The 21,710-nt window shown below is 52.6% G+C and carries 14 protein-coding genes; 4 read left to right on the forward strand and 10 right to left on the reverse strand.

All coding sequences use genetic code 11. The features are described from left to right. Positions 1 to 129: 129 nt before the first annotated feature. The 3 genes from JI741_RS15645 to JI741_RS15655 all read right to left on the reverse strand — a co-directional run bounded on the left by JI741_RS15645 (position 130) and on the right by JI741_RS15655 (position 3,563). Positions 130 to 897: a succinate dehydrogenase/fumarate reductase iron-sulfur subunit gene (locus JI741_RS15645; RefSeq protein ID WP_202011148.1), complete on the reverse strand. Its 768-nt coding sequence runs from the start codon at positions 895 to 897 to the stop codon at positions 130 to 132. A gap of 1 nt (position 898) precedes the next feature. Continuing rightward, positions 899 to 2,818 (reverse strand): fumarate reductase/succinate dehydrogenase flavoprotein subunit, encoded by a 1,920-nt coding sequence (locus JI741_RS15650; protein WP_202011150.1) that lies wholly within the window; start codon positions 2,816 to 2,818, stop codon positions 899 to 901. A 70-nt stretch (positions 2,819 to 2,888) separates the two neighbouring features. Beyond that, positions 2,889 to 3,563: a succinate dehydrogenase cytochrome b subunit gene (locus tag JI741_RS15655; protein WP_202011152.1), complete on the reverse strand. Its 675-nt coding sequence runs from the start codon at positions 3,561 to 3,563 to the stop codon at positions 2,889 to 2,891. A gap of 452 nt (positions 3,564 to 4,015) precedes the next feature. Between JI741_RS15655 and dnaE the strand changes: the two genes are divergently transcribed. Both dnaE and trxA read left to right on the forward strand, forming a co-directional pair. Next, positions 4,016 to 8,206: a DNA polymerase III subunit alpha gene (gene dnaE, locus JI741_RS15660; RefSeq protein WP_202011154.1), complete on the forward strand. Its 4,191-nt coding sequence runs from the start codon at positions 4,016 to 4,018 to the stop codon at positions 8,204 to 8,206. Between the two features lie 111 nt (positions 8,207 to 8,317). Next, positions 8,318 to 8,641: a thioredoxin gene (gene trxA / locus JI741_RS15665; protein WP_202011156.1), complete on the forward strand. Its 324-nt coding sequence runs from the start codon at positions 8,318 to 8,320 to the stop codon at positions 8,639 to 8,641. 79 nt (positions 8,642 to 8,720) lie between these two features. Here the strand turns inward: trxA and JI741_RS15670 are convergent, their stop codons facing one another. Together JI741_RS15670 and JI741_RS15675 are read right to left on the reverse strand one after the other, a co-directional pair. Beyond that, positions 8,721 to 10,112: a sialate O-acetylesterase gene (locus tag JI741_RS15670; RefSeq protein WP_202011158.1), complete on the reverse strand. Its 1,392-nt coding sequence runs from the start codon at positions 10,110 to 10,112 to the stop codon at positions 8,721 to 8,723. Positions 10,113 to 10,202: 90 nt separating this feature from the next. Continuing rightward, the gene (locus JI741_RS15675; RefSeq protein ID WP_369411794.1) at positions 10,203 to 10,679 is read right to left on the reverse strand and encodes a YkgJ family cysteine cluster protein; all 477 of its coding nucleotides are present in this window, start codon (positions 10,677 to 10,679) and stop codon (positions 10,203 to 10,205) included. 76 nt (positions 10,680 to 10,755) lie between these two features. Here JI741_RS15675 and JI741_RS15680 point away from each other — a divergent pair, with 76 nt between their 5' ends. Next, positions 10,756 to 11,955, forward strand: a complete 1,200-nt coding sequence (locus tag JI741_RS15680) for an acetyltransferase domain-containing protein (RefSeq protein ID WP_202011161.1) — start codon at positions 10,756 to 10,758, stop codon at positions 11,953 to 11,955. 50 nt (positions 11,956 to 12,005) lie between these two features. Here JI741_RS15680 and JI741_RS15685 read toward each other — a convergent pair whose 3' ends face one another. Beyond that, entirely contained in the window at positions 12,006 to 12,452 is a 447-nt protein-coding gene (locus JI741_RS15685) for a hypothetical protein (RefSeq protein WP_202011163.1), read from the reverse strand. Between the two features lie 195 nt (positions 12,453 to 12,647). On the opposite strand from JI741_RS15685, the gene JI741_RS15690 reads away from it, so the two are divergent. Continuing rightward, complete coding sequence (locus tag JI741_RS15690; RefSeq protein WP_202011165.1) at positions 12,648 to 13,040, forward strand: hypothetical protein; 393 nt, start codon at positions 12,648 to 12,650, stop codon at positions 13,038 to 13,040. A gap of 433 nt (positions 13,041 to 13,473) precedes the next feature. Here the strand turns inward: JI741_RS15690 and JI741_RS15695 are convergent, their stop codons facing one another. The 4 genes from JI741_RS15695 to JI741_RS15710 all read right to left on the reverse strand — a co-directional run bounded on the left by JI741_RS15695 (position 13,474) and on the right by JI741_RS15710 (position 21,493). After that, complete coding sequence (locus JI741_RS15695) at positions 13,474 to 14,445, reverse strand: helix-turn-helix transcriptional regulator (protein WP_202011167.1); 972 nt, start codon at positions 14,443 to 14,445, stop codon at positions 13,474 to 13,476. Between the two features lie 98 nt (positions 14,446 to 14,543). Then, the gene (locus tag JI741_RS15700; protein WP_202011169.1) at positions 14,544 to 16,217 is read right to left on the reverse strand and encodes a RagB/SusD family nutrient uptake outer membrane protein; all 1,674 of its coding nucleotides are present in this window, start codon (positions 16,215 to 16,217) and stop codon (positions 14,544 to 14,546) included. A 20-nt stretch (positions 16,218 to 16,237) separates the two neighbouring features. Further along, positions 16,238 to 19,465, reverse strand: a complete 3,228-nt coding sequence (locus tag JI741_RS15705; protein WP_202011171.1) for a SusC/RagA family TonB-linked outer membrane protein — start codon at positions 19,463 to 19,465, stop codon at positions 16,238 to 16,240. A gap of 351 nt (positions 19,466 to 19,816) precedes the next feature. Further along, positions 19,817 to 21,493, reverse strand: a complete 1,677-nt coding sequence (locus JI741_RS15710; protein WP_202011172.1) for a sodium/sugar symporter — start codon at positions 21,491 to 21,493, stop codon at positions 19,817 to 19,819. Between the last annotated feature and the right edge of the window lie 217 nt (positions 21,494 to 21,710).

Here is a 21,710-nt window from a genome sequence, read left to right on the forward strand (position 1 = left end):
AGTATTGAGTATTTAGTCCTTAGTATTTTTTAGTACTATTCAACAAAAAAAAAACACCGCCCAAAATGGACGGTGTTTTTTTGTGCTCTGAATACTAAAGACTCAGGACTAAATACTCAAGACTAAGAACTAGTCTCCTCCCTTCAGTTCGATTTCATACGATGTGGTGATGGCCGAGAAATACTCGCGGTTCATGCGGGCGATGTTGGTGAGGCTGATGCCTTTGGGACATTCGGCTTCGCAGGCGCCGGTGTTGGTGCAGGCACCAAAATCTTCGGCATCCATTTGTGCCACCATTTTCTCTACACGCTCTTTGCGTTCGGGTTTGCCTTGGGGCAACAAGGCCAGCTGCGACACCTTGGCGCTCACAAACAACATGGCCGATGCATTTTTGCAGGCGGCCACGCAGGCACCACAACCAATGCAGGCTGCAGAGTCGAACGCTTCGTCGGCAATCTTTTTCGAGATCGCGATTTCGTTGGCATCAGGCACGCCGCCGGTGTTCACCGACACATAGCCACCCGCCTGTTGAATGCGGTCGAAAGCTGTGCGGTCTACCACGAGGTCGCGGATGACGGGGAAGGCTTTCGCTCTCCACGGTTCAATGACAATGGTCTCTCCATCTTTGAACGAGCGCATGTGCAGCTGACACGTGGTGGTTTGCTGCGGTCCATGCGGACGGCCATTGATGTAGAGGCTGCACATGCCACAAATGCCTTCGCGGCAATCGTGATCGAAGGCTACGGACTCTTCGCCTTTGTGAATGAGGTCGTGGTTGAGCACATCCAGCATTTCCAGAAACGACATGTCGGTCGACACGTTGTCCAACGCATATGATTTAAAGGAACCTTTAGTATCCTTATTTTTCTGGCGCCAAATCTTCAGGTTAATCTTCATATTACTTATAGCTTCTTTGAGTCAACTTAACATTTTCAAACACCAGGGTTTCCTTGTGCAACACTTCCTGCTGGTTCTCGCCTTTGTATTCCCACGCGGCCACATAGGCAAACTCATCGTCTTTGCGCAGTGCTTCACCATCGGGTGTTTGTGATTCTTCGCGGAAGTGACCGCCACACGATTCGGAGCGGTTCAACGCGTCGTCTACCATCAATTCTCCAAGCTCCATGAAGTCGGCCACACGCATGGCTTTCTCCAGTTCCTGGTTCAACTCTTGCGAGCCGCCCAACACATTCACGTCTTTCCAGAAAGCTTCTTTCAGCGCCTGAATCTTTTTCTTGGCGCCTTTCAAACCTTCTTCGTTACGGGCCATGCCGCAGAATTCCCACATGGTGAGACCAAGCTCGCGGTGGAACTCGTCTACCGTGCGCTTGCCTTTGATGGAGAGGAATTTGTTGATGGTGCCGTTCACCTTGTCAATCGCTTCCTTAAACTCAGGACGGTCGGTTGTCACTTTTTCAGGCGACAGTCCGGCCAGGTAGTCACCGAGTGTATAGGGAATCACGAAGTAGCCGTCGGCCAACCCTTGCATCAGCGCGCTGGCGCCGAGGCGGTTTGCACCGTGGTCGGAGAAGTTGGCTTCGCCCAGGGCATAGAGGCCGGGCACCGTAGTCATGAGGTTGTAGTCCACCCAAAGTCCGCCCATGGTATAGTGAACTGCGGGGTAGATCATCATCGGCATCTCGTAGGGGTTGTCGCCCGTGATCTGCTGATACATGTCAAAGAGGTTTCCGTATTTTGCTTCGATCGTTTTCTTACCGTCGCGTTTGATGGCGTCGGAGAAGTCGAGGAATACCGCCAGGCCCGAGCCTACGCCGCGACCTTCGTCGCACATCTGCTTCGCATTGCGCGAGGCCACGTCGCGGGGAACAAGGTTTCCGAACGATGGATATTTTCTTTCGAGGAAGTAGTCTCTGTCGGCTTCCGGAATGTTGGCAGCATCTTTTGCCTTGAGGCCGGGACGCGCCGTCTTAGGCACCCACACACGACCGTCGTTGCGCAGCGATTCCGACATGAGCGTGAGCTTCGACTGGTGATCGCCCGACACGGGTATACAGGTAGGGTGAATTTGTGTATAGCAAGGGTTGCCAAACAAGGCGCCTTTCTTATGCGCTCTCCAGGCCGCGGTAACGTTCGAACCTTTGGCGTTGGTAGAGAGGAAGAATACGTTGCCATAGCCACCGGTGCAAATCAACACGGCGTGGGCCGCGTGCGATTCAATCTTGCCTGTCACCAGGTCGCGTGTCACAATGCCGCGCGCTTTGCCGTCTACCAGCACCACGTCCAGCATTTCGGAGCGGGTATACATCGTCACTTTGCCATTGGCAATTTGGCGGTTCAAGGCCGAGTAGGCACCGAGCAATAACTGTTGTCCGGTTTGTCCGCGGGCATAGAAGGTTCTTGAAACCTGTGCGCCCCCGAATGAACGGTTGGCCAGCAGTCCGCCATATTCGCGGGCGAAGGGCACGCCCTGTGCCACACACTGGTCGATGATGTTCACGCTCACTTCGGCCAGACGATACACGTTGCCTTCGCGCGCTCTGTAGTCGCCACCTTTAATGGTGTCGTAGAACAAACGATACACGCTGTCACCGTCGTTCTGATAGTTCTTTGCTGCGTTGATACCGCCCTGTGCGGCGATGCTGTGTGCACGACGGGGGCTATCCTGGAAGCAGAATGCTTTCACATTATAGCCCAGCTCTCCCAAAGAGGCGGCAGCCGAAGCGCCGGCCAGGCCTGTGCCCACCACAATCACATCAAACTTGCGCTTGTTGGCCGGGTTCACCAGTTTAAGGTTAAACTTGTGTTTTGTCCATTTCTCGGCCAGCGGTCCTTCCGGTATTTTCGAATCTAATTTCATCTGTCTGTTTATTTTTTTGATCGGGACACGGGCTGTGTCCATGCTCTAACTTTTTTTGCCTGTCAGAAGTTTAATTCAGGTACATCCAAATGGGAATGATGGCGAATAGTGCCGGCACAATGATGGCGTAGGCCCTTCCCACAAAGCGGATGATGGGGTTATACTTGAGGTGATTTAAGCCCAGTGTCTGGAACGCGCTGGCAAAGCCGTGCCACAGGTGAAAGCCTAACGCACACATGCTGAACACATAGAGGGCCACAAAGCCGATGTTCTGGTAGGCGGCGTCCACCACGGTGTAGAGGTCTTTCACATCTTTTCCATCAACGGTGACAAAAGGCACATTTCCAAACTTCATCTGGAACCAGAATCCCTGAAGGTGAACGATAAGGAAGATCAGGATAAGTGTTCCCAGAATCCCCATGCTGCGCGACATCCATGCGGAAGAGTTATTGCTGACGGCGTAGCCCACTTCGCCGCGTGACCGGCGGTTGTGAAGGGTGAGGAGCAATGCCCAGATGGCGTGAATAAGAATGAAGGCGAAATTTCCGATCGAAACGGTCTGAATAAGAGGGTTGTGCCCCATAAATTGGGCATATACATTAAACGCGTTGCCACCGTCGCTTTTCAGAAGCTGCAGGTTGCCGATTAAGTGAATTACTAAAAACAAGACGAGAAAGAGGCCGGTAAGGGCCATGATCATTTTTCTGCCAAGCGTACTGGTCAGAAGGCTGGTGAACCAATTCATAGGATGTAGTTAATCGAGATTTTTGATGTGGCCAAAAATACTCCCCAATCACTATTCCACCAAAGACAACCTTATTTTATAAGTATTCTAAATAGTTAGACGGCACATCGCATCAGAGCAGTTCAAATAGCAAAACAATAAGGGCGATCGCCACCACGGCGATCAACAAAAACCACTCTCTACGTAAAAAATTCCAGATACAGGAAAACAAGCGTTTCATAGCTTTAAAAGACATTTCCTGCTATGTGCCAAGAATCAGGCCCTGTTTTATGAACAATTGATTCTCAGGCCATTAGTGGCATCGCCTTCAGCCGCCAATGCAGATTTAAGAGTCAAAATTGTAAGGATTTCCAGATTCGGGAAGACGATTTACTGCAAATCCGGAACGAAAATGCCAGCATTACAATTGAATTGAAGACGTACATTTACGTCACAACCACTTTTTCGGAAAGATGTATTTGATATTTGATACGGAGACCACCGGTCTCCCACGCAATAAGACTGCCCCATTAACTGACCTCGACAACTGGCCCCGGCTGGTGCAGCTGGCCTGGCAGCTGCACGACGCCAGCGGCAAGCTCATCTCCCAACAGAATTTCCTCGTCAAACCCGAAGGTTTCGACATTCCTTATAATGCGGAGCAAATCCACGGCATTTCCACCAAACGCGCCCTCGAAGAAGGACACGACCTCCGCTTTGTGCTCGAAACGTTTGGCAAAGACCTGCTGGGCACACGCCAGCTGGTGGGCCACAACATCGAGTTCGACATCAACATTATCGGTGCCGAACTCATTCGGCAGAACCTCAGCACCGACACGTTCCTGAACCTGGCCAAACTCGACACGGGCATTTCGTCTACCGAGTTCTGCGCGTTCACGGGCGGCATCGGCGGAAGACTCAAGATGCCCACGCTGCTGGAGCTTCACAAAAAACTCTTCAACCGCGACTTCGGCGACGCGCACGACGCGTCCTATGACGTAGCGGCCACCGCGCGCAGCTTCTTCGGGCTGATCCGCGAAAAAGTGGTGAAACCCTTCGACGACACAGCCTTCGACACCATTGTGTACGAAGAGCCAAACCTAGACGCTGCCAACTTCGCCAAGCGCGAAAAGAAAAAAACGGCGGGCTATTCGCTCACGGGCGAAACGGTGGCCCTCACCGACAAGCCCTTTGTGCACCTCCACGCCCACTCGCAGTTCTCGGTGCTGCAAGCCACACCCGATGTGAAGTCGATGGTGGCCAAAGCGAAGGCGCTGAACATGCCCGCCATTGCCATTACCGACCTGGGCAACATGTATGGTGCCTTCAAGTTTGTGCGCGAAGCCACCAACAACCAGATCAAGGCCATTGTGGGCTGCGAGTTCTATGTGGCCGAAGAGCGCCTCAAGCTCAAGTTCACCAAAGACAATCCCGACAAGCGATTCAACCAGGTGTTGCTGGCCAAAAACAAAAACGGCTATCACAACCTGGCCAAGCTCAGCTCCTACGGTTTCACGGAGGGGCTATACGGCATCTATCCGCGCATCGACAAGGCGTTGATCGAAGCCTACAAGCAAGACCTCATCGCCACAACGGGGTCGCTCTCCAGCGAAGTGCCCTACCTCATTCTGAACGTGGGCGAAAAGCAGGCCGAAGAAGCCTTCAAATGGTGGCACAACCTTTTTGGTGAAGACTTCTACATCGAGTTGAACCGCCACGGCATTCCGCAGGAAGATCACGTGAACGAAACGCTGCTGCGCTTTGCTGAAAAGTATGGCGTGAAATATTTCGCGGCCAACGAAGCCTTCTATCTGCAGAAAGAAGAATCGAATGCCCACGACGTTTTGCTCTGTATCAAGGAAGGCGAATTCAAGTCGACCCCCATCGGCTATGGCCGTGGCCATCGCTATGGTCTGGCCAACGAAGAATATTATTTTAAGTCGCAGGATGAAATGAAATCCATTTTCCGCGACCTCCCCGAGGCCGTTGAAACCATCAGCGAAATTCTCGACAAAATTGAAAGCTACACGCTCGAACGGAATGTGCTCCTTCCCAAGTTCGACATCCCGTCGACGTTCACGACGGAAGATGAGTATCTCCGTCACCTTACCTACCAGGGGGCTGCGAAACGCTATCCTGAAATCACGCAGGCCATTCGCGACCGTCTCGACTTTGAGCTTGACACCATTCAGAAAACGGGCTACCCCGGCTACTTCCTCATCGTGCAGGACTTCACGTCGAAGGCGCGCGAGATTGGTGTGTCGGTGGGGCCGGGCCGGGGTTCGGCGGCGGGTTCGGCGGTTGCCTATTGCATAGGCATCACCAACGTCGATCCCATCAAATACGATTTGCTGTTCGAGCGTTTCCTCAACCCCGACCGCGTTTCCCTCCCCGATATTGATATTGACTTCGACGACGAAGGTCGCGACCGCGTGTTGAAGTATGTGATCGCCAAATATGGCAAGAACCAGGTGGCACAGATTGTGACCTATGGCACCATGGCCGCCAAGTCGTCTATTCGCGACTGTGCGCGTGTGATGGAGCTGCCGTTGTCGGACGCCACGTTCCTGGCCAAGATGATTCCGGAAAAACCCGGCACCTCCCTGTCGGATGCGTTCCAGGAAGTGAAAGAACTTTCCGACATCAAAAAAGGATCGGACCTGAAAGCTCAGGTGCTTCAGCAGGCCATCATCCTCGAAGGCTCTGTGCGCAACACGGGCACCCACGCCTGCGGTGTTATCATCACGCCCGACGACCTCACCAAGTTTGTGCCGGTGTCGACAGCGCGCGACTCCGACATGCTGGTGACCCAGTTCGACAACAGCGTGGTGGAAAGCGCCGGCATGTTGAAGATGGACTTCCTGGGCCTCACCACCCTCTCGGTCATCAACACAGCCCTGCGCAACATCAAAAAAGGCCACGGCGTCGAAATCAACATCGACGATGTTCCCCTCGACGATGTGAAAACCTACCAGCTCTTTCAACGCGGCGACACCACCGGCACATTCCAGTTTGAAAGTGTGGGCATGCAGAAATATCTGCGCCAGCTGAAGCCCGATAAATTTGAAGATCTCATTGCCATGAACGCCTTGTACCGGCCAGGCCCCATGGAATATATACCCGCCTTCATCAACCGGAAACACGGACGCGAGCCCATCAAGTATGACCTGGCCGCCATGGAGGAATTTCTCCACGAAACGTATGGCATCACGGTGTATCAGGAGCAGGTGATGTTGCTCTCGCAGAAGCTCGCGGGCTTTAGCAAGGGCGACGCCGACGTGTTGCGGAAAGCAATGGGTAAGAAGCAGAAGGCCGTGCTCGACAAGATGAAAGGCAAATTCATCGAAGGCTGTAAAACAAACGGACATGCTCCCGAGATCTGCGAGAAAGTGTGGACCGACTGGGAAGCCTTTGCGCAGTATGCCTTCAACAAATCGCACTCCACGTGCTATTCCCTAGTGGCCTATCACACGGCCTATCTCAAAGCAAACTATCCGGCCGAATACATGGCCGCCGTATTGACGCACTCGCAAAGCAACCTCGAGAGTGTTACGTTCTTCATTGAAGAATGCCGCAACCTCGGTATCAAGGTGCTGGGCCCTCACGTGAACGAATCGGGTGTTTATTTTGCCGTGAACAAAGACGGCGAGATCCGCTTTGGGCTGGGCGCCATCAAAGGTGCCGGCGACGCCGCGGTGGAAGCCATCATCCAGGAGCGCGAAGCCAACGGGCCGTTTGAGGACATCTTTGATTTCTCGAAACGACTGAACCAGCGTTCGGTCAACAAAAAAACATACGAGTGTCTTGCCTTGTCCGGAGCGTTCGATTGCTTCACGGGCATTCACCGTCGCCAATATGTGTTTGCCAAAGACGGCGAAGTGAGTTTGCTGGAGAAGGCCATCAAATATGCAGCACGCACACAACAGGAAGAAGCCAGCGCACAAGCCAGCCTGTTTGGCGGAAGCTCGGGCATTGTGATGCCAAAGCCCCGCATCGACTTTGTGGAACCGTTCAGCGAAATCGAAAAACTGAACCTCGAAAAAGAAGTGGTGGGCATCTACATCTCAGGCCATCCGCTCGACAACTTCAAGTTCGAAATGGATGCCTTCTGCAAAACGGCGTGCAACGAACTGAATGAGTTGGAAGCCATGCAAGGTCGCGAAGTGAAGCTGGGCGGCATTGTGTCGGGCGTGGAGCATCGCACCACCAAAACGGGCAAGCCCTTTGGCAAGTTCACCCTCGAAGACTACACGGGCAACTTCACGTTCACGCTCTTTGGCGAAGACTATCTGAAGCTGAAGAACTTTATGAACGTGGGATGGTTCCTGTTTGTGGAAGGCGCCGTGATTAAGAATTCGTGGGGACAGCAAAACCTGGAGTTCAAAATACGCAACATCGACTTGTTGAACGAGTTGGGCATCAAGCGCAGCAAGGGCGTGAAGCTGCGCATCAACGCACACGATATCACCAAAGACATGATCGGCATCATCGAAGAGGTGTGTGGCGAATACTCCGGCAACACCCCCCTCTACCTCAAAATTCAAGACCAGCAGGAAAACATCAACCTGGACCTGTTGTGCCGTAAATTCAGGGTCAATCCCATCAACGACATGGTGCGGCAGATGAAAAAAGCCGGTGAAATCGAGGTAGAAGTGATGTTTTAGGCCAACGCCCAACCTAGGTCAAACAGGCGGTTTCGAACTCTGAACTAAAACCTATACCTTTGCGTTGGCTATTTGAAAGCAATAAAAAAGAACTTTATAACACATACTCAAATGGGAAAAGCAATTGAAATTAACGATGGCAACTTTGATGAGATCATCAATTCAGATAAGCCTGTACTGGTAGACTTCTGGGCAGAATGGTGCGGTCCTTGTAAGATGATCGGCCCTGTGGTAGAAGAACTTGCCGGCGACTACGAAGGCAAAGCCGTGATCGGAAAACTGAACGTAGACGAAAACCCTAACGTGACCGCACGTTTCGGCGTCCGCAGCATACCGACCCTGTTGGTTTTCAAAGGTGGTCAAATCGTAGACAAGCAGGTGGGTGCAGTACCCAAGTCTGTTCTGAATCAAAAGCTTGCTGCACAGGTTGTTTAATCACAACCGTGTTGCCACATAAAAAAAGAAGAGGCCCGAAGCCTCTTCTTTTTTTATGCAGTTACGTCTTGATCCGTTCTCATTCAGCCCAGTTGTCGCTGCGAAAGCTGCTCACCGGCAAACCTTCTTTGCTGAACAGGTTGGGGATGGACCCGTTGCTCCATCCAAACCTGACGGCTACGGGCTTCTTCACTTCTTTGGCCGACACCACCACGGTGTTGCCGTCGATCACGGCTTTGGCAGGATAGAACTTCTTGTCTTCGCCGGCCACCATAAACTCAGTCACTTCTTTACCTTTGGCCATCAGGCCTGTGGGGATGTTGTGAAAGGCGATTCTGAGTTTGCCTTTCTCTTCCTTTGCTTCTTTGTAGAGCGGGTTCAGATACACGATGCCTTTCTTGCCATAGGTATCGGCCAGGGCCAGGTTGGCCAGGCGTTCGCCCACGGGCTTTTTATATTTCGGATGAATATCCTTCACATCATCCACCAGGTCCGACACCACCACCATGCCCGACTTGGCAATCTCTAGCATCTTCACTTGCTGTTCGCGCACCAGTGTGCCGCTCGATCCGCCATAGCCGCTAAAGGGCGCGATCTGCACATAATAGAACGGGAAGTCGTGGAGGAAATGTTTGCGCCACTCGGTCACCACGTTTTCCATCAGCAGCTTGTACGTTGACGGTGCCGCGGTGTTGGCTTCGCCCTGATACCACAAGGCTCCGGCAATGCGGAAGGGCAGCATGGGGTTTACCATGGAGTTATAGACCACGCCTGGCGACGAAGGGCACCAGGGTTTGTCGTCGATTTGTTTTGCGGCCGAGGCTTTGAGTTCGGGGTTGCCCTCTACTATTTCGCGTGGCAGCCAGGTTTCGGCAGGTGTGCCGCCCCAGCTCACGTTGATAAGGCCGATGGGCACGTTGAGGTTGGTGTTCAGTTTCTTTCCGAAGTAGTAGGCCACGGCGCTAAAGCTTTTCACATTGGCGGCGTTGGCCACCTTCCACGTGCCTTCTCCCCTCACTTGTGGTGTGATGGCAGCCGAGTTGGGAACGTCGAAGAGGCGGATGTTGGGGTCGTTCACGTTGGCCACATCGGTGCGGCCGTCGGCCGACGCGTCCATGGACCATTCCATGTTCGACTGGCCTGCGCAGAACCATACCTCGCCGGTCATCACGTCGCTCAGCGTCACCGTTTCGCCACCGGCGGTCACCGTGATGGTGTGCGGGCCGCCGGCCACGGGGGTGAACAGTGTGGTGCCCCAGAAGGCCGTGTTGTCTGTTTTCACTTTCACGGTGGTGGTATCCCAGCTCACTTTAATGCTGATGTCTTGCGTGGAATACGACCATCCCCAGATGGGCACGGGCGATTGTTGTTGCAGAACCATGTGATCGTCGAAGATGGCGGCCAGTCGCAGCTGGGCCTGCAGGTTGATGACGACGAAGAGGAAGGTGAACAGGAGGAGAAGTTTTCGCATGAGTGTGTTCGTGAGGCGTTTGATGATTCCTTCAAAAATACAAAGGTATTGGCACAATCAGAACGGCCGGCTGCGGCATCTGGTGTTTGCCTACAGAATTTTTTTCAGTCGCTCCACCATTTCCAACACCGCCGGGCACACCTGCGTGTTCTTGTAGGTGAGGTCCATGATCTGCACCATCTTCTTGCGATCGGTGTGCGGGTATTCGCGACAGGCTTTGGGCCGGTCTTCATAGACGCTGCAATAGTTCTCGTTGTCGAGAAACGGACAGGGCGACGACTGCAACACATAGTCGCGGTCTTCATCCACACGCAGATATTTTTCGATGAAGTCGCCGGGCTTCATGCGCAGCGCTTTGGCTACCCGCTCGATGTCGGTCTGGTAGAAAATGGGCGATGTGGTTTTGCAGCAGTTGGCGCAGGTGAGGCAATCGATCTCTTCGAACACGGCGTCGTGGGTGTCGTGGAAGACATCATCCACTTTGCGGGGGTCCAGCTTCTTCACACGCTGCAGGAATTTTTTGTTCTCCGGCGCCTTGTTTTTTGCCTGCTGATAGAATTTCTCCAAGTTCAAAGCATTACCTTCACTGGCCATGGTGCAAAGATCGCAAAATCCACATGTCTTCGTAACCCGCTGAAAAATTATGACCACAGCCACCCCCAATGTGCTTGTTGAAAAACCCCGCATCTCATCCATCGACATGATGCGCGGCATCGTGATGGTGATCATGGCGCTTGATCACACCCGCGACTATTTCCACATCGACGCGTTCACGTTCGACCCCACCGACCTGACCAAGACATCGCCCATCCTTTTTTTCACACGGTGGATCACGCACTTCTGCGCGCCCACGTTTGTGTTTCTCTCCGGCCTGTCGGCGCGCATCAGCCGGCAAAACAAAACCGTGAAAGAACTCAGTCGTTTTTTGCTAACGCGCGGCCTCTGGCTTGTTGTGCTGGAAGTGACGGTGGTGCGCTTTGGTCTGCTGTTCAATTTCTATTACGACTTCACCATGCTGCAGGTCATCTGGGCCATTGGCGCATCCATGATGGTGCTGTCGGCGCTGGTCTATTTGGGCGATCGCACGGTGCTCGTTGTTGGTCTTGTTATCGTGTTTGTTCACAACGCGCTTGAGCTCATCAATGTCTCGCCCGAAAGTGCATGGTCGGCGCCGTGGGCCATGCTGGTTCGCGCGGGATTCTTTCCTGTTGTGCCCGATCATTTCATTGGCGTGCCCTACCCTGTTCTGCCGTGGCTGGGCATCATGCTCACGGGCTATGGACTTGGCACATGGTATACCAAAGGGTTTGATGCCACACGAAGACAAACCTTGCTGCTGCGTTGCGGCCTGGGTGCGCTCGCGTTGTTTGTGGTGTTACGCTTCATCAACGTCTATGGCGACGCGGCGCCGTGGTCGGTTCAGAAAGATGCCTTGTTCACCTTCATGAGTTTCATCAATTGTTCAAAATATCCGGTGTCGTTGTTGTTCACGCTTATGATTCTCGGGCAAACGCTGATTATACTTTCGCTTCTGGAGCGTCGGAAATGGAAAGCAGCACCGTTCTTTCTGGTGTATGGCCGTGTGCCGTTGTTTTATTTTCTCGCACACTTCTATCTCATACACCTTTGCGCCATACTGTATCGCGTGGCCGCGGGCACTCCATTCTCCGAAATAGATTTCCATTTCAGTAAAGGCTTTGGGGGCATCGCGGCGGGCACGGGCGTGTCGTTGCCCTGGGTTTATTTTGTGTGGATTAGTGTGGTGCTTGTTCTTTATCCGGTGTGCGCGTGGTACAATCGCTACAAGAGCACGCATAAAGATTGGTGGCTGAGTTATTTGTAGAACCACCCTGATAAAAGCAACTCTATTTTTTTATCTGAAGACTACATCGTCTAACGCCGAACGATGATACCGGGGTTGTGCTGCCTCACCACAGCGGCAAATTCGTCCAGGTCCTTATCGTCCCACGTTTCCCAGACCGGTTGGTCGTCAATCCCGGCCGCAGGATCAAACGCTACATTATACTTCCAGAAGGTGATGCCCATCACTTTCAACATTTCGTTTGTAATTTGAATTCTTGTGACCATTTGTAATGGCACTTTCCGCTGGCTTAAAACTCCTTTCAGATAGAGAAACTGGTCGTCGTAAAATAAATTGAATGTGTTTCGCATGGCAGCATAGATCCAGGCCGCAAGGCAGACACAACCGAAAATAGTCAGACCATATTGCCCGGCGGTGGAAGGTTGTTTGAACTTAACAACATAGATGACCAGGCCCACCAGGAGCAGCACCGGCGACGCGAGGGCGTTGAATATGTTGGACCCACTTAACTGCTTCACGATTTGAATGTATAGAAATTTAATCCACGAGAAAACAGGGGCACCCAGGCAGGTTTCATCATTCCTTTAACTTCGGCAGGCCGAAAATCCGAACAATTTTACATCCACACGCTAATCTAATAAAACTATTTTCGTTAGTTTTTACAACTAATTATATTAGTTTTTATATCTTTGATCCACCAACCACTAAAGGCTATGAAAACAGTAAGAACATCTATGGGAGTCCGCAAAATTGAAGATTGGAACGCCAACCTGATCCCCCTCCAACTCCGTGAAATTTTGCAGGAGCAACGCAAAGCCCTCGTCGAACGCATGCTCGTAGAAAATGGCCTGCAAATTTATGCACACGGCCAACTCGGCATAAAACTCACCCCCGAGCAAAACGCAAAGGCCCGCAATGGACTCATCCAACTGATGAACGCCGGCATCGACATCAACAATTACCAGACCGTGCTGGAAATGGTGCTAACAAGCGAAAACAGCTACATCGACAGCGCCTACTTCTATCGCGAAATAGACCACAGCATCCACATGTCCCTCCAAGAGTCCCAACTCAGAATACCACATTTTGTATCCCTCTTTGGCTAACCCCAAAGGCACACAAAATGCCCAGTGAAAGCTCCCCCCATAAAGTCACAACCAAACAACATTACCCAGCCCTCACTCCCCAACGACACTCAAATTCACATTCACAATAAAAACACAAAACAACAAACCCAGGCCTCACACCCAAAACACACCCAAGCCCACACCATTTTCCAGCATATTGCCATCAGGGCCTAAGCCTGTCTTCGGCCTGGCATTGGCATGTGCGGACAGGGTTAAGCCCTGATGGCAATATGCGGGGCCTAGCGGCCCGGGAGCGGGCTATGAAAAAACGCGAAAACCATTTTCGCACAAACCCTCCTATCCTACCAACATCAACATCACTAACAACAGACCATAAAGCTCCATTGTCAAGAGATCACCTCCCCCGCAAATACATCAATCAAAAAAATACTGGATTAAAAAAACAGATACCTCACGAAACACTCGGCACCTGCTGCCCATAATGCACCGTCAACTCCTCCACCAATTCCACAATCGTATCCTTCGCCGATTCCGGAAACTCAAGATCAGCCGAGGCCCCAAACGTAAGCAACCACCGGCAAAACGATTTCAAATGCGCCGTCAGAAACGTCATGCGCAATTTCGCACCAACACTCTCCTCCGAAACAAATCCATAAAAATATTTTGCATGATTCAGATAACGCGCCGCAGAGGCATCGAACTGCACAATCACCTTCTGAAGCTCCTGATTTCCCTGCACCATAGAAGCCAGATATTCCTGAAGGCTGATCAAATTACGACCATCAAATTTTATTCCGGGCTGTGACAAATTCTTAATGCGATCCGCGCGAAAATCGCGATAGCCATTGCGCAAGCGACACCACGCAATGAGGTGCCACGCGCCGCTATAATACACAAGCCCGATCGGCTCCACATCGCGTTGCGTAGACTCTTCGTTGTAGCTGCTGAAGTATTCAATGCGCACCACGTCTTTCGCCACCACAGCGCGTTGAATGCCCGTGAGGAAATCGTTGGGAAACTTATGTTCGTCCATGGGATGACGGCGCACTTCAATGTGAGCATGGAGGTCTTCGAGGTGATCTTTCTCCGTGGCGTTCAGCACCGCCTTGATTTTGAGCAGCGACGATTCAAACGCTTGCCGGATAGAATTGTCGGTCATCTTCTCCACCAGCTTTCCGGCCAGCAACATGGCACTGGCTTCGTCTTGTGTGAACATGACCGGGGGAAGATGATAGCCGTCCACAATAAAATAACCTTTGCCGGCTTCCGAACCAATGGGCACACCGGCTTCCATAAGCGCCTTCACATCGCGGTAGACGGTGCGCAGGCTGATCTCGAACCGGTCGGCAATCTCTTCGGCTTTGACAACACGCTTGGATTGCAATTGCACAAGGATGGCGGTGAGGCGGTCGATTCGGTTCATACCCTAAAGTTACGGCTTCGCGAGAAATTAGTTATAAAAAAAATGTCCTGCACCTCGCGGCACAGGACACTTTCCTTCTTGTGATCCGAACACGGTCTCTATTCGGGGCCAACCACCGGTGCGCTGCCCAAGGCGGGGTTGTTGTATTCCACCTCGTTCTTTGGCACATCGAAATAGCTCATGTAGTTGTAGTTGATGAATGCTTTCGTGTTCACCACGGTGCTTCCTGTGAAGTTTGAAAGCACCACAGCATTGGCACGGCCACCGCCCTTGCTTTTGTCTTCCGTAACACCCCAGCGACGTGCGTCATAGAAGGCCATGCCGCGGAAGGCCAGCCCAACCCTGCGTTCGCTGCGAAGTTCTTCGAGCGCTTCAGCTTTTGTTACACCGCCAATGGCAGCAAGGCCCGCACCCTGATAGGCACGCACGTTGTCGATGAGCGCTGTGCCGCCACCAACGTTGCCCGATTGAATGAGCACTTCGGCCTTCATCAATTCGTTTTCTTCAAAGCTGCCAGCCAGGTAGGTATCGTCTGCTCCGGATTCCTGGGTGTGGGTGTAGGTCACCACGCCATCCATGTTCTTGCCGCCGTCTACCAGGTAATAGCGTGTGCCAAAGCCGATGCCACGGCCGCGTTTGTTCACTTGGGGTGAAGTGAGCAGTTCGAAATTATTTTCCATGCGCTGGTCGCCGTCGCGATAGTCTTGAATGAGGCGTTCGCTGACGTAGAACGTCTGGCCCGTTTCGGTGGCCGACAGCGATGCTACAGTGCCGAAGTTGGGATCGATAACGGAGCGGCTAAAGTCTTCGGTGGTCTTCACGATAAACACCGGGTCGTTTTCCTGAATGCCATCGTTAACAAGATTTCCAACTGCGGTCCAGTCGGCCGACGACATGCTCGCCACGGGTGTGTTCACCAGAATGTTGCGGGCACGCAGCGTGTTGATGTTGCGTATCCAGGCATCGGGCGACGGAATGCCGCCTTTGCCCTGCTGGCAATAGCCGGGAATGACGATGCTGAGCACACCTGCATAAACGCCTTCATCGCTAACCGCTTCCAGTTCCGTTTGTGCCTTGTCGAAGTTGGCAGCGGCTTCTGCAAGAATGTCGACATGATCTGCGTAGTTGTTGCTGGTGGCGTTAGGTTCGTCGTTGATGATGCCGGCCACATACATGGAGCCGATGCGCGAATAGGCATAGCCTTTCCACCAATAGCCCCACGCTTTTAGTGTGCGCTTTTTATCTTCGGCGTTTTCCGTATAGGTGGCGCCGTCCACTTTTTTCAGCAGGATGTTCATGGCGTTGTTCAGGAAATACATCTGCGTCCATTCCATCAGCTGGGTGTTGGCCGGGCCATAGGCGCGGTCGTTGCGTAGCTTCAGCTCGTAGGGTTGCGAGAGACCAATGGGCATGGGCACGTTGGTGCCGTCGTCTATAGTGATGTCGGTGGGGTTGTTGGCAAAGCGGAAGCTTTGGTTTCCCCACGGAATGTAGATGATATCGCCCATGGCATCGTGCAGTCCGAAAACTTGTGCGGTGAGGTAGCCCAGGTTGCGGCCCGCGCGCGGACCAAGCTGGTCGTCGACCGATGCGTAGTAGTTGCCCACGCCGTTGATGTAGGCTCCGCCTTTGGCATAGGCCACGAGGCCGGCTTCGGTAGACAGTGCGTTCTCCAGTGGTTCATTTTTGTTCACCACCTCGGTGAGCTCGTTCTTGCAGGCTTGCGTCAGCAAAAGCAACCCGAGGGCTATATAGATTTTTGTGTGTTTCATAGCATGCTTGGTTTTTTTACTTAGTTAAAAGAAACATTCAACCCCACCTGGAACGATTTGAAGTTGGGAAACGACCAGAAGTCCAGTCCGCGTTGCGTGGCCACCTGAGGCGATGCCGATGTGGTTCCGCCGCCAGATGTGTTCTGGCTGGCTTCGGGGTCCATGCCTGTGTAGTTGGTGATGGTGGCCAGGTTTCTTCCCGTGAAGATCAGTTGCAGACGCGAGAAACGTTTCATGTCAAAAAACTTCGCGAAGTCGAAGCCCACCGATACGTTGCGCAGGCGCGCGAACGATGAGTTTTCGAGGAAGTAGTCTTTCGTGCCGTTGCTTTCGGACGCATCGTAGAAGCTTTTGTAGTAGGCTGTGAAGGCTCCTGTTTCGCCGTTGATGGTTACCGGGTTGTCGTAGTCACCGTGCAGGCCTTCGGAATACATCCACTCTTTGGTTTGGTTATAGGTCTTCGAACCATAAACCCAATCAACCTGGAACGAGAAGGTGAGGTAATTTTTGTATGCAAAGTTGTTGATGAATGCCATGTTGAACTTTGGCGTGGTGTTGCCCAGGTAATATTTGTCGGGCGTGAATTGCACCAGCTTCGAGTTTTTGTCCACTACACGGCCGTTCACCAGTTCATAGTCTGAAGCGTTGGCCGGATCGATGTAGGGGGCGCCGTTCTTATCTTTTTGATCGACGCTGGTGAGGGCTTTGTAGCCATAGATGGTTCCCACCTGCTCGCCGGCGCGTAGGGTGTACGTGGCGGCGTTAGACCACACCAGGGGAATGTCTTTGCCATCGGCCGTGCGGGTGAGCGTCGACTTCTGTGTTCCGAAGTTGGTCACAAAATCCCATTTCAGGTTGTCGCCCGAATACACATCCATATCGATGCTGAACTGCACGCCTTTCGACTCCATATCGATGTAGTTGTCCCAGATGGTTTCAGAACCTTGCGACACGGGCAGCGTGCGTTGCCACACCACATCGTGGCTGGTGCGGTTCCAGATCGACACGTTGGTAGCGATGTAGTTGAACCACGCGCCGTTCTTCACCGGCGAGATGCCAAAGTCAAAGCCGTATTCAAACTCTTTGGTGCGTTCCACCTGTAGGGCCGCGTTGGCAAAGGTGGGATTGCTGTAGATCAGGAAACCGTTGTCGACGGTGCCGGTCTTGAACGACGGAATGCGCAGGTAGTGATTGGGCACACCGCCGGCCAGGTCGCGCGAAGCGTCCAGCGTATAGCCAACCGGTTGAATACCGGCTTCGCCATAGGCCGCCCGGATTTTAAATTCCGGCAGAAACGATGTGATGCCGTCCCAGAAGCCCAGCTTCGACAAACGCAGGTAGGCATCGCCACGGGGGAAGGTGAAGGGCGATTTTGCGTCGCCATAGGTAGAGCTGTAGTCAGAACGGAAGCCGCCCGAAATGCCCGCCATGTCTTTGTATTCAAAACGCTGATTCACTAGGTAGCCATAGGTGATGAAGAGGTCTTCATATTCGCTCGTGCTGTTCGACGACGACTGTGCGCCGTTAATGTCGTCAATGTCTGAGTACGAAGGCAGCCCGGTATAGATCAGGTATTGGCGATGAAAGTTGCTCTTGCGCCAATCGAACGCCAGTTGTGTTGTGGACGTGATGGGAAGGTTCAATCCGAAATCTTTCGCGAAGTCGAGCTTCACGGTGGCCGTGGCCAGCGAATTGATGTTATAGTTGTTGGTGACCGATTTGTTGAGACCGCCGGCCAGCGATTCGCCGATGAAGCTGTTGTTTGCAACAGACGAGCGGTTGCCTTCCTGGTTCTGCGTTTCGCGTGCAAAGTTGTTGACCGAATAGTTGATGCCTACTTTATAGTCAAGCTCCAGGATCTTGTTGGCCGTGTAGTGCAAGTTCAGCGTAGGGATAATGTCGATGGCCTTGCTCTTGAAGTTTTGATATTGCCAGAAATATTTGGGGTTGGAGTTGTTGGCCCCTGCCCCACCAAACTGATACGTATAATTTCCGTCGGCATCTTTATAGTCGAGGTCGCCAAACGGATAGGTATACATGGCCGACGACAGCGGTGCGCTGTTCACGTAATATGGGTTAACCGAGTTGTCGGTATAAATAAGCTGTGTGATCGACCTGAACTTCAGGTTTTTCAACAGGTCCACACCGATGTTTGACGTGAAGTTGGTGCGGTCCAGCACGCCCTGCACCACCGACTCCTGCCGCAGCTTCGAGAACGTGAAGGCATAGTCGGCATTCTCTTTTCCACCCGAGAGCGAGAGGCTGTAGTTGGACGTGCGCACGCTCTTGAACAGCTGGTCGATGTGGTCGTGATATTGGGTGTTATTTTTATACGGCCTGTTGTTGAGTGCGGCCGGTCCGTTTTCCCAGTTGGCTTCGCCCCACAGGCCCAGTTCGTCCTGGGTGAGCAGGCCGCCGTTGTTGTCGAGGATGTCGCCATTGGCATCGGTGGTGAACGAGTGATTGTAGGGCTGATGAAGGTTGCCGATGTTCAACGCCTGATCCACGCTGGTGCGGGCCGAAGCATCGATGTGCATGGGACCTTGCTTTCCTTTCTTCGTGAAAATCTGGATCACGCCGTTGGCACCTTGCGCGCCATAGATGGTGGCGGCCGATGCTCCCTGCACCACTTCAATGCGCTCCACGTTGTTCAGGTCAAGGGCATTGAGCGAGGTGGATCGCATCTCCACACCATCGACCATGATGAGCGGTTGCGTTCCGCCGGAGAGTGTGTTGATGCCGCGCAGCTGAATGCTGACGGGAGCACCCGGGTTTCCGGAAGAAGACATGATTTGCGCGCCGGCAATTTTACCCACCAGGGCCTGATCGATAGACGCCGTGGGAATGGACGGCAGGCGATCGCCGGACACCGACTCGACCGAGATAGCCAGCCGTCGTTTGTCGGTGGCTACGCCAACCCCCGTCACCACCACTTCCGACAGTTGGGTGACATCGGCCGACAGTTGCACATCAATGACGGCGCGGTCGCCCAAAGTCATCTCCTGGGTTTGCAGACCGATGAACGAGAACACCAGTGTTCCGCCGGCATCGGCACTGGGAATGGAAAGCCGGTAGGCGCCGTCAGAATTGGTGACCGTGCCAAACGACGTTCCTTTCAAAACAACATTTACGCCGGGCAGTGCGGAGCCGTCTTCCAAAGACGAGACCTTGCCCGACACAACGCGCTCCTGGGCACGCGCACAAAGCGTCGCACCCAACAGGCATGCTAACAGTAGAAATTTTCTCATAGTGTGGTATGTTTTTGTTAATGAATTGTTACTTATCAAAGCTTGAGAAATCCGCTCTGAAAAGAATCACACCGGCAAGGGGAAGTATTGCGAAATCCAACTCACCTCCTGCGCGGGAGGCTATGGGCCGGAAAGGCATTGTTGTGAAGTCTTTTTAGTGCACCGTTACGCGCTCAGTTTATGTGTTCACAGAAGTTTCCATCGATAGCATAAAACACAACGGGCCGAAAAGTAAAAGCGTCGTGCAGAAGTTTTCTGCACGACGCTTCATATACCGAAACATGAATTCAAAAACGCGACGGTGTGTTTCTTTTTTTCTTACGCGCCCGCGTTTGCTTCACGAAATTTTCACTACCAGAAGATGGTGTAGAGCGCAGCCAATATGCCGCACACAATCACCGCACCCACCGCAAAGCCACCTTTGGGTTTGAACATCGACGCATCGATTTCCAATCCTTTGGCTTCGGCTTGTCCTTTCTTATCGGCAAGGCTCACCACAATCATGATCGCTGCTACAAACACAAACACAAGCCCCATGCGATCGATGAACGGAATTTCGTACAAGCCCGAGTCGTTATTGAGGGCGGCCAGTCCGAAGTTGCTCAGTGCCGAAAGGTCGGTCCATTGCGGCAACGCCTTCAACAATACCGAAAGCGGGAACACAATGATGGCCGCAACCAGCGCAGCTTTGGCCGTGGTGCGTTTCCAGAAAAAGCCCAGGATGAAAATGGCGAAGATGCCCGGCGACACAAAGCCTGTGTATTCCTGAATGAACTGGAAGCCACCCTTCTTGTCGATGCCCATGAATGGAGAAATCACAATGGCGAGGATCATGGCCACCAGAATGGCAATCTTGCCCACGTATACCAAATGTTTTTCGGAAGCCTCGGCGTTAAAGAATTTCTTATAGATGTCGAGTGTGAAGATCGTCGAGATACTGTTTGCCTTGCCGGCCAGCGACGCCACGATGGCCGCGGTGAGGGCCGCGAACGAAAGACCTTTCAAGCCTACAGGAAGCAGGTTGAGCAGGATGGGATAGGCGCGATCGGGATTCAGTTCACCGTCAGAAAGCATTTCGGTTTGGAACATGCCTTCCTTATGCAGCACATAGGCCGCGATACCGGGCAACACCACAATCACAGGCATCATCAGTTTCAAGAATGCTGCGAAGAGAATGCCGTTGCGGGCTGTGGGCAGATCGGCGCCCAACGCGCGTTGTGTGATGTATTGGTTGCATCCCCAATAGTTGAGGTTCACAATCCACATACCGCCTAACAAGATAGACAAGCCCGGCAAGTCGAGGTAGTTTGGATTGCCCTGCTTGAAGAGCATGTGGAAGTGGTCGTCGGAATGTTCCATCAACAGGTTGAAGCCGTTGAACACACCCGTGGTGTTGAAGTGTTCAGACACGAGGTTCAATGCCATGTAGGTTGTGGCGAGACCGCCGAGGATGAGGAAGAACACCTGGATCACATCGGTGTAGCCAATCACCTTCATACCGCCCAGGGTAATCACGATGGCAAAGATGGCGAGGCCACCCATACACACCCAGAAGTTGATGCCCGAAATGGCGTTGATGGCCAGCGCACCGAGATAAAGAATAGACGTGAGGTTCACGATAACATAGAGCAACAGCCAGAACACGGCCATGATGGTGCTCACCGTGCTGCTATACCGTTGTGTGAGGAATTGCGGCATGGTGTAGATCTTGTTCTTCAGGTAGATGGGCATGAAGAAGATGGCCACCACCAGCAGGGTTGCCGCCGCCATCCATTCGTAGGTGGCAATGGCAAGGCCCATTTTGAAGCCGGAGCCCGACTGGCCGATGAACTGCTCGGCCGATATGTTGGAGGCAATGAGCGACGCGCCAATAGCCCACCAGGTGAGTGATCCTTCTGCAAGGAAAAAATCCTTGGAGTCCATGGAAGCTTTTTTCTTGCGATTGTAAACCCAGTACCCGTAGAAGGAAACGATGAGAAAATAGATGAGAAAGACGATGTAGTCTGTCGTTTGTAAGTGCTGCTGCATCTGTGTTTAGGGATATTTGTTTAGGCGAATGAATGTTAGGTTTGCCTTCACATGCTCGTCTTCAGGAGCCGGCGTGTTGGCGCTTTTGTGTTTGTGTGTGCGGGGTCTGGAAAATAAAAGTCAGGTTCTTTTTTGACACTACAAAGGATGCAATCGATTTTTTAGGCATTTATCACAAACTCCCGCCCAGGATTTGAATTTCAATAAAATAACCTTC

Origin of the sequence: Chryseolinea lacunae (genome assembly GCF_016735595.1) — a bacterium.
Classification (GTDB): domain Bacteria; phylum Bacteroidota; class Bacteroidia; order Cytophagales; family Cyclobacteriaceae; genus Chryseolinea; species Chryseolinea lacunae.